11 protein-coding genes are annotated in these 16864 nt (G+C 31.8%); all 11 read right to left on the bottom strand.

The window, feature by feature from the left end; translation table 11 throughout:
• Positions 1 to 57: 57 nt before the first annotated feature.
• The 11 genes from rpsA to C8C88_RS12005 all read right to left on the bottom strand — a co-directional run bounded on the left by rpsA (position 58) and on the right by C8C88_RS12005 (position 16494).
• Positions 58 to 1833 (bottom strand): 30S ribosomal protein S1, encoded by a 1776-nt coding sequence (gene rpsA / locus C8C88_RS12055; protein ID WP_121338360.1) that lies wholly within the window; start codon positions 1831 to 1833, stop codon positions 58 to 60.
• Between the two features lie 175 nt (positions 1834 to 2008).
• Complete coding sequence (locus C8C88_RS12050) at positions 2009 to 2359, bottom strand: hypothetical protein (RefSeq protein WP_121338359.1); 351 nt, start codon at positions 2357 to 2359, stop codon at positions 2009 to 2011.
• Between the two features lie 135 nt (positions 2360 to 2494).
• The gene (locus C8C88_RS12045; protein WP_121338358.1) at positions 2495 to 3871 is read right to left on the bottom strand and encodes a nucleoside permease; all 1377 of its coding nucleotides are present in this window, start codon (positions 3869 to 3871) and stop codon (positions 2495 to 2497) included.
• 67 nt (positions 3872 to 3938) lie between these two features.
• Positions 3939 to 4634 carry a (d)CMP kinase gene (cmk, locus tag C8C88_RS12040; protein ID WP_121338357.1) on the bottom strand — a complete coding sequence of 232 codons (696 nt, stop codon included), beginning with the start codon at positions 4632 to 4634 and terminating at the stop codon, positions 3939 to 3941.
• Positions 4635 to 4685: 51 nt separating this feature from the next.
• On the bottom strand, positions 4686 to 5708 hold the full coding sequence (gene porQ, locus C8C88_RS12035) for a type IX secretion system protein PorQ (RefSeq protein ID WP_121338356.1): 1023 nt from the start codon (positions 5706 to 5708) through the stop codon (positions 4686 to 4688).
• A 166-nt stretch (positions 5709 to 5874) separates the two neighbouring features.
• Positions 5875 to 8328: an endopeptidase La gene (gene lon, locus C8C88_RS12030; protein ID WP_121338355.1), complete on the bottom strand. Its 2454-nt coding sequence runs from the start codon at positions 8326 to 8328 to the stop codon at positions 5875 to 5877.
• 240 nt (positions 8329 to 8568) lie between these two features.
• The gene (locus C8C88_RS12025) at positions 8569 to 9894 is read right to left on the bottom strand and encodes an MFS transporter (RefSeq protein WP_121338354.1); all 1326 of its coding nucleotides are present in this window, start codon (positions 9892 to 9894) and stop codon (positions 8569 to 8571) included.
• 113 nt (positions 9895 to 10007) lie between these two features.
• The gene (locus C8C88_RS12020) at positions 10008 to 10826 is read right to left on the bottom strand and encodes a M48 family metallopeptidase (protein WP_121338353.1); all 819 of its coding nucleotides are present in this window, start codon (positions 10824 to 10826) and stop codon (positions 10008 to 10010) included.
• Positions 10827 to 10971: 145 nt separating this feature from the next.
• Entirely contained in the window at positions 10972 to 12879 is a 1908-nt protein-coding gene (gene glgB, locus C8C88_RS12015) for a 1,4-alpha-glucan branching protein GlgB (RefSeq protein ID WP_121338352.1), read from the bottom strand.
• A 40-nt stretch (positions 12880 to 12919) separates the two neighbouring features.
• Positions 12920 to 14560, bottom strand: coding sequence for a trehalose synthase (locus tag C8C88_RS12010; RefSeq protein WP_121338351.1), 1641 nt, complete (start codon positions 14558 to 14560; stop codon positions 12920 to 12922).
• Entirely contained in the window at positions 14560 to 16494 is a 1935-nt protein-coding gene (locus tag C8C88_RS12005) for an alpha-1,4-glucan--maltose-1-phosphate maltosyltransferase (protein WP_121338350.1), read from the bottom strand. The genes C8C88_RS12010 and C8C88_RS12005 overlap by 1 nt, the downstream gene beginning before the upstream one ends.
• Positions 16495 to 16864: the final 370 nt, after the last annotated feature.

The raw sequence follows: 16864 nt of genomic DNA, 5'->3' as shown, positions 1-16864 counted from the left end.
AATATAAAAAAAAAGCCTCACATTACTGTGAGGCTTTTATATTCAAAAATCAAGAAATTATTTTTTCTCAGTTTTTTCCATTTTAGCTTTCAATGCTGCTAATACATCATTGTTATCACCTAAAGTTGCAGCTGGTGCATTTGTAGATGCAGATGAAGTATTTTCAGTAACAGCTTTCACATTTTTCTCTTCTTCTTCACGGAAGATAGCAGTGTGAGAAGCAACTACTCTTTTGAATTCTTTATTGAATTCAATTACTTTGAAATCAGCAGTTTCACCTTTTTTCAATTTTTTACCGTCTTCTTTTTCAAGGTGACGTGTAGGAATGAAAGCAACGATATCGTCACCAAATTCTACAGTAGCTCCTTTGTCAACGATTTCAGAAATTTCACCTGTGTGGATAGTTCCAACTGCGAAAGAATCTTCGTATTGATCCCAAGGATTAGCAGTAGTTTGTTTGTGACCTAAAGATAATTTACGTCCTTCAACATCTAATTCTAATACAACTACGTCTAATTTTTCACCAACATTTACAAATTCAGATGGGTGTTTGATTTTCTTAGTCCAAGAAAGGTCAGAAATGTAGATTAATCCATCAATTCCTTCTTCTAATTCTACGAAAATACCAAAGTTTGTAAAGTTTCTAACGATACCTGTATGTTTAGAACCTACAGGGTATTTAGCAGTGATATCAGTCCATGGATCTTGAGTCAATTGTTTGATACCTAATGACATTTTACGATCATCTCTATCAAGAGTTAAAATAACTCCTTCAACAATATCTCCTACTTTTACGAAATCTTGAGCAGAACGTAAATGAGTAGACCAAGACATTTCAGAAACGTGGATTAAACCTTCAACACCTTCAGCAACTTCGATAAATGCACCGTAATCAGCGATTACAACTACTTTACCTTTTACTTTATCACCAATAGCTAATTTAGAATCTAAAGCATCCCATGGGTGAGCGTTTAATTGTTTCAATCCTAATTGAATTCTTGTTTTCTCATCATCGAAATCAAGGATTACAACGTTTAATTTTTGGTCTAATTCAAGAACTTCACTTGGGTGATTGATTCTACTCCAAGAAAGGTCAGTAATGTGAATTAATCCATCAACACCACCTAAGTCAATGAACACACCATAAGAAGTAATGTTTTTAACAACACCTTCTAATACTTGTCCTTTTTGTAATTGACCGATGATTTCTTTTTTCTGTACTTCAATATCCGCTTCAATAAGCGCTTTATGAGAAACAACAACATTTTTGAATTCGTGGTTGATTTTTACCACTTTGAATTCCATCATTTTGTTTACATATACATCGTAGTCTCTAATTGGTTTAACATCAATTTGAGATCCTGGCAAGAAAGCTTCAATTCCGAAAACGTCAACGATCATACCACCTTTAGTTCTGCATTTCACAAAACCATTAACGATTTCTCCTGTTTCGTTAGCTGAAATAACTCTATCCCATGATTTGATAGTACGTGCTTTTCTGTGAGATAATACTAATTGACCTGTTTTGTCCTCACGGATGTCAATTAATACTTCAACTTTGTCACCTACTTTTAATGCTGGGTTGTAACGGAATTCATTTAATGAAATAACACCTTCCGATTTTGCGTTGATATCAACGATAACGTCTCTATCAGTAATTCTAACAACTACTCCTTCTACTACTTCTTCTTGATCTGTAGCAATGAAAGTTTTTGAAACTAGTTCTTCGAATTCTTGTAAGTTTTTCTCATCTACTGCATCAATTCCTTCTTGGAAGTTATGCCAGTTAAAATTTGCTAAAAACTCTTCTTGTGATTTTAATAATTCAGACATGCTGATTGAAAATTTGTATTCTGTTTTTCTTGAGTTTCATAAAGCGATAGAAAAAACAGAAGTTGTTTTACTTTAATTATTTGATTCCTAATGGAAACTCTTATCTGCCAAAAGGTGTGCAAAATTAATACATTTATCTGTATTGACAAAATAAAATCAAATGATTATCATTCAACTACTTATTCTTAATCAAAATATATCCTCCTAAAACTGAAACCGGAGCAAAAACAAAAATTGCCAGTAATTGTGTCCAAGAACTTCCGTCTGATTTTAAAAGGGAAAACGTAGCAAAACCAGCCATAATAAAAGATAGAATATAATTGATTTTCAAGCTCTTAGTTTTCGAAATTAACTGACAAACAAACCCACTAATGCATGAAAAAACAGTTCCGTATACAAATGTCAAAATCATAAATATCCAAGAAGCATCCGAATGTGGTTTAACTCCAGAAATTCTAAAAAGAAGTATCGAACTAACTACAAAAATTGCATACCCAACAACAACTCCTAAAATTTGTTTTATCATAATCTAATTTTTTATAACAGAATTTAAGAATACTTTTCAAATACTCTTTTAAACTGTTTTATTCTCCATAACCTTAGAACTATAAACCCGATATATTTTGAAAACATATCAGGTTATTATTAAAACATCTCTTTATTAATGACTCAAATTCTCAATTTCAGCTGAATCATGTTTGTGTCTGAATAAAATTGCAAAAGCAATCGCAATAATAAGTGCATAAGCTGCAAATGACAGCCAGATTGTGTGCCAATCTTTCATCAGAATAGGATTTGCAAAAATACCATCTGTAGTAATTGAATTTCCTTGTCCTTTTACGAATTCTAACATTTTAGAATTTGTAGCATCTGTTTGTAAAAAACCTGCTAATTCAGTTGTGTTTCTAAAAGATTTAGTAAAAAAACGATCAATTGCCCAACCCGAAGTTAAACTTCCTAAAACCGCTCCTACTCCATTAGTCATCATCATGAATAATCCTTGAGCGGAAGAACGTATTTTAGAATCGGTATTGCTTTCAACAAATAATGAACCTGAAATATTAAAGAAATCAAATGCCATTCCGTAAACAACACATGACATGATAAGCATCCATAAACCATTTATTGGATCTCCAAAAGCAAATAATCCAAAACGTAAAACCCAAGCTAACATACTGATAAGCATAACTTGTTTAATTCCAAAACGTCTCAAGAAAAAAGGAATTGCTAAAATAAATAAGGTTTCAGAAACCTGAGAAATCGACATAATAATTGTCGAATATTTAATAACGAAAGAATCTGCGTATTTTGGAAAATGCTTGAATTCATCTAAAAACACATCTCCATAAGCGTTTGTTAGTTGTAAAGCACCTCCTAAAAACATAGAAAAAACAAAAAACAAAGCCATTTTATAATTTCCAAATAATTTAAAAGCCTCTAATCCTAAAGTCTCTGTCAAAGAAGCATTTTCTTTAGTCAAACGTTGTGGCTTACATTTTGGCAATGTAAAAGCGTAAATTCCTAAAATCAAAGCACCAATTCCAGCTATATAAAACTGATATTCAGTCGCTTTACTCCCGCTTAAATTTGTAATCCACATTGCAGCAATAAAACCAATAGTTCCCCAAACACGAATAGGCGGAAAATCTTTTACAATGTTTTTATCATTTAACTTTAGCGAAGTATAGGAAATTGAATTACTCAAAGCAATCGTCGGCATGTAACAACACATTGCCGCAAGCATTACGTATATAAAGTTATCAGGAGTTGTCACTTGCGCAATACCAAACAAAACTAGAGCATAAGCGATATGTAAAATACCATATAATTTTTCAGCGTTAACCCATCTATCGGCAATAATTCCAGTAAGAGTTGGCATAAATAAAGATGCAATTCCCATAGTTCCAAAAACAAGACCAAATTGAGTTCCTTCCCAATTTTTAGTCCCAAACCAATAATTTCCAATTGTTATAAGCCAAGCTCCCCAAACAAAAAATTGAAGAAAGCTCATTAAAATCAATCTGTTTTTAATTCCCATATGATGAAATTGTCTTTAAAGTAAATGAAGTCGTAAAACTACTATTAAAATCTATATATACAAATGTTTAAACCGCATTAATAACCTCATTTACTAAATTTAAAACAACGTCAAATTGCTCTTCTCTAGTTAGGTAAGAATTATCAATTTCAATAGCATCAGATGCAATAATCAGTGGAGAATCCTCCCGATGTGTATCGATATAATCTCTTTCTTCAACGTTTTTAAGCACCTCTTCATAGGAAACATCATCGCCTTTTTGTTGTAATTCATCAAAACGTCTTTGAGCTCTCGTTGCAGCACTTGCTGTCATGAATATTTTAAGTTCTGCATCTGGAAAAACTACAGTTCCTATATCTCTTCCGTCCATAACAATTCCTTTATTTTTACCCATTTCTTTTTGTTGCTCCACTAGCTTTGCTCGAACTTCTGAAACTTCGGCCACTTTGCTCACAAAACCAGAAACCTCAATTGTTCTAATTGCTGTTTCAACATTTTGACCGTTCAAATACATTTCAGCAAAACCTAAATCTGAATTAAATTTAAATTCTAATTGAATGGATGACAAACCATTAACTAGTCCTACTTTATCAAAAAAATCAGGTTTTATAAAGTCATTTTGCATAGCATATAATGCAACTGCACGATACATTGCTCCTGTATCTACATAAATATATCCCAATTGTTTTGCTAATTGTTTTGCTAGTGTACTTTTTCCAGTAGATGAAAATCCATCAATTGCTATGGTGATTTTTTTGCTCAAAATATAAATGTTATTTGTGTATTGATTTTTATGTTTACGTTCTAAAGATAATCATTCTTGAAAATTAATTGTTAATCCAAAAAGGCTTGTATTACCTGCTAAAGTATATCTTGAATACGAATAATTAAATTTTAATTTGTTCAATTTCAACCCAAAACCTACAGAAACTCCAGAGAAATTTCGCTGCTCTAAAATACGTAATTCTTCTGCTCTACGAAAATTATAACCAAATCTAAGATTAAATGCTCTTTTTGGAAAAAGTTCAACACCAAAAATAGTATGGCGTAGCGCATTATTCAAGAAAGAAACTTTTTTATTTGTCTCGTTCCAATTAATTGATACTTGTGTTTGAGCAGGATTTGAAAAAGCAATATTCCATTGTTGTAAATTTTCTAGTGAAAAATGCCAACGAATCGGAACATTTTCTAATTCTTGGGAAACCCCAAAAATAATCTCCAAAGGTAATTTTTCACGAACTTCAGAATATGTAGTAAATTGAGTCCCGATATTTCTAATAGCCAATCCCCAATTGACATCATTTTTTTCATCTATAAAAAGCAAACCAACATCCATAGCGCCTCCAAACGATTGATAACTTTCTAAAGTTGATGAAATTAATTTAGCACTTGTACCAATATGAAGCGTACTATTTGGAATTGTATAAGCATATCCAAGAGAAAGCGCAATTTCACTTCCTGAAAAAGATGCGGTTGATTGCCCGTTTTCGTCATAGCCATCAAAACTTCCGTAATTAACATAATTAACTCCTGCTTGAAAAGTTTGCAAATGTCGATCATACGTATATGCATAAGAAGCTGTACCGTAAGAAACCTCCTTGAAGTAACTTCCATAATTCAAAGCTAAATGATTGTCCATTTCTGAATTAATAGTTGCTGGATTAAAATGAACTTGATTTACATCATCATCATAAATGGTAATTGTTTTTCCTCCTAAAGCAGCTTGTCTTGGAGACGTAACAAGATTCAAAAACTGATACGTATATTTCCCGCCTATCTGTCCGTATGAAACCGCACAAAATGAGATCAAAAATAAAAATATCTGTTTTCTTAACATGCTTTAAATGGTGATTTATGTAAGGTAAAACGCTAGTGCGAAGATAAAATTATAAATACAATAAACAGTAACTTTCAAACTCATGATTATAAATAAAAAATCCAAATCCCAAGCACTGCAGAACAGGTTTTGGAATTTGGAATTCATTTTTATTGCTTATTATTTGTTATTTCAAATCTTTAGCATTTTTAACTTTTTGAGTTGTCAAAGCAATCGCTAAAACTTCACTCATTTCTTTCACATAATGAAAAGTAAGCCCTTCAACATATTCAGGTTTGATTTCATCAATATCACTTTTGTTTTCGTGACATAAAATAATCTCTTTTATATTTGCTCTTTTAGCAGCCAAAATCTTTTCTTTAATTCCACCCACTGGCAAAACTTTTCCACGCAAAGTAATTTCACCTGTCATAGCAAGGTTTTTCTTCACTCTTTTTTGTGTCAATAAAGAAACTAATGAGGTCAACATAGCAATACCTGCACTTGGACCATCTTTTGGAGTAGCCCCTTCAGGAACGTGTAAATGAATGTTGTATTTTGTAAATAATTCAGGACTTAATCCTAAAAGCGCTGCATTTGCTTTAATATATTCTAAAGCAATTGTAGCAGACTCTTTCATAACAGTTCCTAGATTTCCTGTTATACTCATCGCTCCTTTTCCTGGAGAAAGTAAGGATTCTATAAAAAGAATATCACCACCTACACTAGTCCAAGCTAATCCTGTTACAACACCAGCAACATCATTACTTTCATATTTATCGCGTTCTAATCTTGGAACTCCTAAAACACTAATAATATCTTCGTTAGTAACTTTTTTATTATAAGGCTCTTCCATTGCAACAGATTTTGCTGCATTACGAATAACTTGGGCAATCTTATTTTCTAGGTTACGCACCCCTGATTCTCGAGTATATCCTTCAACAATTTTTTCTAATTGTTTTTTTCCAATGGTCAAATCTTTAGAAGTTAAACCATGTTCTTTCAACTGTCTTGGGAATAAATGTTGTCTAGCAATTTCTACTTTTTCTTCAATTGTATATCCTGACATTTTAATAATCTCCATTCTATCTCTCAAAGCAGGTTGAATGGTAGCCAAATTATTAGATGTTGCAATGAACATTACTTTTGATAGATCATATCCCATTTCAAGGAAATTATCATAAAAAGAATTGTTTTGTTCTGGATCTAAAACTTCCAATAATGCCGAAGAAGGATCTCCATGATGACTATTAGAAAGCTTATCTATTTCATCCAAAACAAAAACAGGATTTGATGTACCTGCTTTTTTCAAGCTTTGAATAATTCTTCCTGGCATTGCGCCAATATACGTTTTTCGGTGTCCGCGAATTTCTGCTTCATCACGTAATCCACCTAAAGATATACGAACATATTTTCTTCCTAAAGCTTCTGCAACTGATCTTCCAATAGAAGTTTTACCAACTCCCGGAGGTCCTGTCAAACAGATAATAGGTGATTTCATATCATTACGCAATTTTAAAACTGCTAAATGCTCAATCATTCTCTTCTTAACATCTTCTAATCCAAAATGATCTCTATCTAAAATCTTTTGAGCTCTTTTTAAATCAAAATTATCTTTAGAATATTCATTCCAAGGCAAATCCAAAAACAATTCTAAATAGTTTCTTTGAATTCCAAAATCAGGAGCTTGAGGATTCATTTTACGAAGCTTAGCTAACTCTTTTTCGAAATGCTTTTGAGTTTTTTCATCCCATTTCTTAGTTTTAGCTTTTTGACTCATTTCATCCATTTCCTCTTCTTGCGAAACACCACCTAATTCTTCCTGAATGGTTTTCATTTGTTGGTGAAGGAAATATTCTCTTTGTTGTTGGTCTAAATCAAAACGAACTTTTGACTGAATATCATTTTTCAATTCAAGTTTTTGCAATTCGACGTTCATAAACCGAAGCGTTTGCAAAGCACGTTCTTTTAACGCATTAACAGATAATAAACCTTGTTTTTCCTTAACAGATAAATTCATGTTAGAAGAAACAAAATTGATTAAAAATGATTTGCTTTCTATGTTTTTAATTGCAAAAGTTGCTTCACTAGGAATGTTTGGACTCTCTTGAATTATTTTAATAGCTAGTTCTTTCAACGAATCAATTATAGCTATAAATTCAGAATCTTGAGAACTAGGTCTGATTTCAGGAACTTCTTTTACAGTTGCGGTCATGTAAGGCTCCTCAGAAACAACTTCCGAAATTTCAAAACGCTTTTTACCCTGTAGAATTACGGTAACATTACCATCAGGCATTTTTAAAACGCGTAGAATTTTAGCAACAGTACCTATTTTATGAATATCGTCTTTTGTAGGATCTTCGTCTTGTTCATTTTTTTGTGCAACAACACCAATATTTTTACCGGCAGCATTAGCATCATTAATCAATTTTATGGATTTATCCCTACCAGCAGTAATTGGTATTACAACTCCAGGAAACAAAACCATATTTCGAAGTGGCAAAATTGACAAAATATCTGGTAATTCTTCATTATTCATTTCCTCCTCGTCTTCGGGAGTCAATAATGGAATTAATTCTGCATCAGTATCAAATTCCTGAAGTGACAGATTGTCAATAGTAAGTATTTTATGATTTGACATATATAAGTTTAAGTCTTTTTGTCATTAAAATTTATATTCGAATAGCAAACATAAGCTATCGCGGAACTAATTTTAAATAAAATTAATGTATAATGTACTAAATTTGTATAGCCTTTAAATTAGGCAATCTCTATGCCAAAAAAGATTAGCATAAATTCTAATAATTCAACTATTAAAAAAGATTTTGATTAGCAGGTTATAAAGAAACCCTAAATAGTTTTAATAAAAATACCAATTTTATTAATTTAAAACAGTTTGTTTAGGCACTTTTTTTAATAAAAAGACTCCTGTTACAAAAAAGATTCCCAAAAATACGATTGCAAATCTTGGACTTCCAGTGATCTGATCTATAATACCATAAACACACATTCCAATAACAATTCCTATTTTTTCGGCAACATCATAAAAACTAAAAAAAGAAGCAGTGTCTTCAGATTCCGGTAATAATTTAGAATAAGTGGAACGTGATAAAGCTTGAATCCCTCCCATTACTAGCCCAACAAAACCAGCCATAACATAAAAATGAATAGGTAGCGTAATGAAATATGCTAAAACACAAAGTATTATCCAAAAAGAATTGATTGTAATTAAGGTTGGAATATTTCCATATTTAGCGGATGCTTTAGAGGTCAAAGTAGCTCCAATAATTGCCACTAATTGTATTAATAATATACAAATAATTAATCCCGTAGTACTTTCACTTTGAGAAGACCATTGTATTTCTTGTGAACCAAAATAAGTAGCAATCAACATTACTGTTTGAACGGCCATACTATAGACAAAGAAACTCCACAAATATTTTTTCAAAGCCAAATTTTCAGACAATAAGTGCCATACTTTTTTTAATTCTTTGTAACCATTAAAAACAACATGGTGAGTCACTTTACGATTAGCATTTTTATTTCCTTTTGGCAAATAATAATAAGTATATTGACTAAATATAATCCACCAAATTCCTACCATTATAAAAGAATATCTCATAGCTTTCATAGCGGCTTCGCCCTTAGTTCCAGAAATTCCAAAAACATCAGGCATCATTATCATTGCTAAATTGACTATCAATAATAAAACACTCCCAACATATCCGAATGAAAATCCTCGAGCGCTAACTTCGTCTTGCTGTTCTGTAAAAGCAATGTCTGGCAAATACGAATTATAAAAAACTAAACTTCCCCAAAAGCCTATTAATCCTAAAAAGTAAAATAATAAACTTATGTAAATATTTTCTAAACTAAACCAATATAAACCAACACAGGATAAGGCTCCTAAATAACAGAAAAACTTCATGAATTTTTTCTTATTTCCCACATAATCAGAAATTCCAGATAGCAAAGGAGAAAATAGTGCCACAATTAAAAAAGCAAAAGCAGTAACAAAACTAATCAATGCAGAATTTTTAACGCTAAAACCAAAAACAGCTATATAATGACTACGTTCTGAAAATAGTGCTTCATAAAAAATTGGAAAAACAGCAGAAGTTATTACTAATGGATAAACTGAATTTGCCCAATCATAAAAAGCCCATGCATTCAATAATTTTTTACTCCCTTTTGGTAAATCTGCCATATTTTGTTTTTTATGAATGTGTTTATTCGGAAGCGTAAATATAAAAAATTTAATACTTTATGAAACAATAAACCACTTCGATTGAAGTGGTTTATATTTATCTTTATTATCGTTTATTTAAAGAAAACTCCAAATTTAGCAGCTGTAGCTTTTGCTTCTGGAATTAATGCTTTAAGATTTTGAATTCTAGTAGCATCCGAAGGATGCGTACTTAAAAATTCTGGCTGAGATTGTCCAGAAGATTGCGCAGCCATTCTTTGCCAAAATCCAACAGCTAAATCTGGATTATATCCCGCAATAGCCATCAAAGTCAATCCTATTTTATCAGCTTCTGTTTCGTGACTTCTACTAAAAGGTAGCATTACTCCTACCTGAGATCCAATGCCATAATACTGTTGCCACATTTTTTGTTTCTCTTCTGTTTGGCTTCCTGTAGCCAAAGAAACCCCTACTGCACCAATTTGTTGTAATTGTGCGGCACTCATTCGTTGTGCTCCGTGATTCGCTAAGGCATGTGATACTTCGTGCCCCATAACGGTAGCTAAACCCGCTTCATCTTTAGTTATTGGTAAAATTCCTGAGTACACAACAATTTTCCCACCTGGCATACACCAAGCATTAACATCTTTACTTTCAACTAATTTATACTCCCACCGATAATCTTTCAAATATTCTGGTTGGCCAATAGAAATTAGATATTTTTCAGCAGCGACTTTAATTTTCATCCCTACTGTTTCTACTCTTTTTGCATCAGCTGTTCCTGAGATTACTTTATTTTCTTTTAAAAAAGTTCCATATTGCTGAAAGGATGATGGAAATAGCTCACTATTGGAAACAAAATTTAAGTTTTTCTTACCAGTTATAGGATTGGTAGCACATGATAATAATAGTCCAAAAGTTAGTATTGCAACGAGGGCGGAATGCTTTTTCATAATATAGATTTTAGAATAAAACAAAAGTAGAAATATTAAAGCATTTTGTTTTAAACAATTTGGATTAAATACAATAAAAAAGCCATCCCCTTTATTTTGTTCAATTGAAAAACTAAATATAGAAGATGACTTTTAATCTATTTTTTTATGATATTTTAAAAACGGCTACTCCTAATGGTGGTAAGTTTAACGCAACTGAATAATCTCTTCCATCGTAAGGCAATGACTCAATAGCTAATTTAGTAGCATTTGTAATTCCGCTTCCGCCATAAACTGCCAAGTCACTATTGAAAATTTCTATAAGTTTTCCTTTTTTAGGCAAACCGATTCTATAATTTTCACGGACTACTGGTGTGAAATTACATACTACAATTACATCTTCTTTTGGTTTATTTCCTTTTCGAATAAAAGACATTACCGCATTTTGATGGTCTGAATAATTAATCCATTCAAAACCTTCAGGACTGAATTGTTTTTCATGTAGAGCAGGTTGTGTTTTGTATAATTCATTCAAATCTGTAATCAATTTTTTAATCCCTTCATGAAATGGATATTGAAGCAAATGCCAATCTAAACTTCCTTCAAAATTCCATTCGGCACTTTGACCAAATTCAGCTCCCATAAACAATAGTTTTGTTCCAGGATGCGTAAACATATACCCATATAACAATCTCAGATTAGCAAATTTTTGCCATTCATCTCCTGGCATTCTTCCTGCAATAGATTTCTTTCCGTAAACAACTTCATCATGAGACAAAGGCAACATGAAGTTTTCAGAAAATGTATATGTCATTGAAAAAGTCAAATCATTTTGATGGTATTTTCTGTAAACTGTTTCTTTTTGGAAATACTCTAATGTATCATGCATCCAACCCATCATCCATTTCATCCCAAAACCAAGTCCGCCTGCAAATGTAGGTCTAGAAACCATTGGAAATGAAGTACTTTCTTCTGCAATAGTTTGAACACCTTCATAGTTTGCATAAACTGCTTCATTGAAATCTTTAAGGAAACTTATGGTATCTAAATTTTCTCTTCCTCCAAATATATTTGGCTCCCACTCTCCATCTTTTCTAGAATAATCTAAATACAACATTGAGGCTACGGCATCTACACGTAGTCCATCAACATGATAATGTTGCAACCAAAACAAAGCATTACTTATCAAAAAGGAACGCACTTCATTTCGCCCATAATTAAAAACTAAACTTTTCCAATCTGGATGATATCCTTTTCTACGATCTGGATGCTCAAAAAGATTAGATCCGTCAAAAAATCCTAAACCATGTGCATCATCAGGAAAATGAGAAGGAACCCAATCCAATATTACTCCAATTCCAGCTTGGTGTAACTTATCTACTAAAACCATAAAATCTTGTGGTTTTCCAAAACGAGATGTTGGTGCAAAATAACCCACTAATTGATATCCCCAAGATGGGTCATAAGGATATTCCATTACCGGCATAAACTCTACGTGAGTAAATCCAGTTTCTTTGACATAACTAACTAAATCTTCTGCAAATTCAAGATAGGTTAAAAATCGATTTTCAGTTCCATGACGTTTCCAAGAACCTAAATGAACTTCATAAACAGAATATGGCTTATCTAGACTATTATGGTCTTTACGGGTATCCATCCATTTTTTATCTTTCCATTTATGGTCTAAATCCCAAATTACAGAAGCTGTATGTGGCGGTTTTTCACAGTAAAAAGCAAATGGATCTGCTTTTTCAGTAACAATTCCTCCATTATTAGATTGTATTTTATATTTGTAAGTAGTTCCTTTTTCAATACCTGGAATAAAACCTTCCCAAATTCCAGAAGAATCCCAACGAACTTGCAAAGAATGTTCACCTTGAATCCAATAGTTAAAATCTCCAACTACAGATACTGACCTTGCCGATGGCGCCCAAACAGCAAAATAAACTCCTTTAACGCCGTCAACTTCTATAAGATGTGCCCCTAATTTTTCGTAAAGTCTGAAATGTTTTCCCGCTTTGAATAAGTCAATATCAAAATCTGTAAAAAGGGAATGTGATTGTACTTTGCTCATTTTTATTTTGTTGTTTTTTTTATAAAGTATAAATATACTATTAATTATGCTTTTCAAACTCCATAATGCTCGCAATTCCTGTTAAAGGTATTACGGACCAGCGTGGACGTGAATTTAATTCATAGCCTAACTCGTAAACCGCTTTTTCAAGCAAGCAATATTTCAAGAGAAAATCAATCTCTTTTTTATATCCAATATTCAAATTTCCGCTTTGTGCCACCTCGGTATATGTCTGTAAAAATACACCAACAAAATATTTAAATAATATTTCTCCAGCCTGAAAAAGCTCTTTTTGTTCGTATGGGTATTTTTCTTTATTATTAAAAATTGTAGCATAAATCGAATAATGAAAAGAACGAAACATCCCAGCAACATCTTTCAATGGTGGTTGTTTTACTTTTCTATCTCTAATTGTACTCTCTGGTTCTCCTTCAAAATCTAGAATATAAAAATCATCGCCATTCACTAAAACCTGCCCTAAATGGTAATCACCATGAATACGAATTCGTTCGGATTTCATTTTAGTCCAATCAAAATCTAAAAATAACTTTCGAATTTCTTTTTTATGGTCTAAAAACTGATTGGCTAATTCTAAAGCTAAACCATCTAATTTATGCAAATTGTTTTCCAGAATATTCAATCTGTTTTGGAACTGATATGTTAATCTGTTTTTTAACCAAACCGTATAATCTCCATTATAGGTTGTAGGTGTAAAAGCAGTTTCGTGAATATCACTTCCTAAAGCTATATGCATTTCAGCAGTTCGGGTAGCGAGCGTTTGAATACGTAAAAAGATACTTAATCCAGCCCAATCAATTATTTCATGTGGAACCTCATTAAGCTTTAATCGTTTGAATAAATCAATATCTGGTAATTTATTGATTTTTATCTTTTTATGATTCAAATTATCAAAAATTCGGTCAACTTCTTCCAACATAAACTTCCAAGCATCTCCTTGATTAGGAACTAATTCCTGCATTAATCCAAGGGTAATGTTTCCTTCCGTTAATATCACACTTATACTACCTTTGTATTGTGGAGAACTTTTAAAATTCATTCTTTCCGTAAGGAAACGACTGATTTCATAATCAGGATTCATACTTATATATATTCTCCTGAATATCTTCAAAACTAATGTGTTATTGTAAATAATTGAAGTATTACTTTGCTCAACACCCATGAATTTAGAAGATATATATTCTTTATCATCTAATTTATTTCCTTTGTGAAATTGTACTTTTGAAGACTCCGTCCCTTTGGAATGAATAATTTCATCAAACAATAATTTTCTAAAATCCTCTTGATGCAACGCATCAACAAGAAACCCGTCAATATTGTTCATTTTTACAGGAGCAATAATCGTATTGGTATCTAGCTCTTCTTCTGACATGAAAGCTAGGGGCATGAAATAATGCTGATAAAAAGCTTCCTTAAAATTTACTTCAAGTAAAACTCCAAAATAAGTATTGTCTTTTGATGAAATCTTAAAAAAGTCAACTACTTCAATATATTTTAAAGTACTTGCTTTTCCTCCATACCAACGCTTATTAATGATATAATTTTCTAAAATATCCGAAGAGAAAACTTTTACAAACTCTTCATCATCGAATGCATTTTTCCAATCTGTTTTAAAAACAAATGGCTCTTGAAATTCGTCTTCATTAATTTTATTGTCAATCATTATCTGTGAATTTTAAGTAGATGAAATGGTAAATCTGGTGATAGTTCAACATAATTCCATTCTTTATCCCAAAAATAATTATTACCTGTAATTAAGTCTGTTACCTGAATGGGTTGATTTCCTAGTTGTTCTATTGGAATTCTAACCATTGCCCTACTCATATTGTACGGATCAAGACTAACGACCATCAAAGTTTGATTTTGTTTTTCATCATCAAATTTATAGTAAGCCATAACCTGCTCATTATTGGTATCACAAAAAACAATATTATTAGTTTGTTGCAAGGAAGCATGATCTTTACGAATCATATTCACTTTAGTAATCAAAGTGGTAATTTTGTTCTGCTTATCCCAATCCCATTTAAAAAACTCATATTTCTCAGAATTTAGATATTCCTCTTTACCAGAAGCCATTGGTTCACAAATTCTATATTCGAATACAGGCCCATAAATACCAACACTTGAGCTTAATGTTGCTGCAAGAAAATATTTCTGTAAATGCACGGATTCATTTCCACTTTGCAAAGCAAATGGGTTTATGTCTGGAGTATTCGGCCAAAAATTTGGACGATAAAACTCCTTTTGTTCCGATTGCGTTAATTCTTCAACATATTCCGTTAATTCTTTTTTAGAATTTCTCCATGTGAAGTACGTATAAGATTGACTAAAACCTTGTTTCGCTAATTCGTTCATTATTTTTGGACGGGTAAAAGCTTCTGCTAAAAATAACACATCTGGGTGTTTCTTCTTAATTTCAGCAATCAACCAACCCCAAAAATAAAACGGCTTAGTATGCGGATTATCAACTCTATATACTTTTATGTTGCATTCTTCAATCCAAAACAAAGCGACATCTAAAAGTTCTTTCCAAAGATTTTTCCAATCACCACTTTCAAAATAAATAGGTTGAATATCTTGGTATTTTTTCGGAGGATTTTCAGCATATTGGACAGTTCCATCCGGTCTCCATTTGAACCATTGTGGAAAATCTTTTACATAAGGATGATCTGGCGCTGCTTGTAAAGCATAATCCATAGCCACTTCAATACCTAAATCTTGAGCTTTTTTAACCAATTCCTTAAAGTCTTCAATAGTTCCTAATTCTGGATGTGTTGACTTGTGACCTCCATATTGAGAACCTATTCCCCATGGCGATCCTACATCTCCAGGTTGTGCATTTGTAGCATTATTTTTTCCTTTTCTATTTACTTCCCCAATTGGATGAATTGGCGGAAAATACAAGGTATCAAATCCCATTGCTGCCACTCTTGGTAAAAGTCTTTCACAATCTTTAAACGTACCGTGTTTGCCTTCTTCAGATGATGCTGAACGAGGAAAAAACTCATACCAAGTACTGTATAATGCTTTTTTTCTATCAACATACACTTTCAATTCTTGTGATTTGTTTTCTAAAAAACGAATTGGATATTTTTTAAAAATACGTGTTAATTCATGAGAAGATGCTTCACGAACAGCATTATTATATTCTGATTCCGTAATAAAATAATACTCTAATGTTTTCAAATAATCACTTTCGGTAGCATTAACAAGTGGCAAAATCGCACGCACATATTCCGCTCCTTCTAGAAGTTCTGATTTTACATGTTGATTATCTTGAATTTTTCTTTCTGTTCCGTGTTGCCAATTTAAAGCATAATCAACCCATCCTTCTACTAAATAAGAATAGAATCCTTGTTTTTCAACTTTGAATTCGGCAAACCATTCATCATTTACTGTTGGAGTCATTCGAACTTCCTGCCAGTTTTCATCAGCTTCATGCTTGTACTTGACACAACTTTCTAAAACATCATGACCGTCAGAAAAGACAGCAGCGGTTACATGTACTTTTTGACCAATAATTCTTTTAATGGCGAAAGCCCCACAATCTAATTGAGGCAAAACATTTTCTATTATAATTCTGGTTTGATTCTGCATTGTATTTCTTTAAATGATTTTCGAAATGTAATAAAAATTATATATTGTAAAAACTTTAATAAAAAAATTATTGATATGTTAAAAATTGCTTAATATCATATTCATTCATTGAAAATTTCTAAACCAATTTTAAAAACCACTAAACATATGTTTTGTATTTAGTGTGTATTGATTTTTCTTTTTTCAAAAGAAAGTTTGTTTGATTATTGAAAAAAATAAAATTTTCAACTTTAACAATCAAATTACCCTTTTTTATCTACTCCAATACAATAGTTTTAAAGCAATTTTTAATTAAGAATTAAAACTATTGTAATTGAAACTGGGGCAAATCAATTATTACAAATTGAAAATTTTATTTAAAGTTGAATTA

Origin of the sequence: Flavobacterium sp. 123 (genome assembly GCF_003634825.1) — a bacterium.
GTDB lineage: Bacteria > Bacteroidota > Bacteroidia > Flavobacteriales > Flavobacteriaceae > Flavobacterium.
The sequence above is the reverse complement of the archived record's forward strand: the minus strand, read 5'-3'. Positions and strand labels throughout refer to the sequence as shown.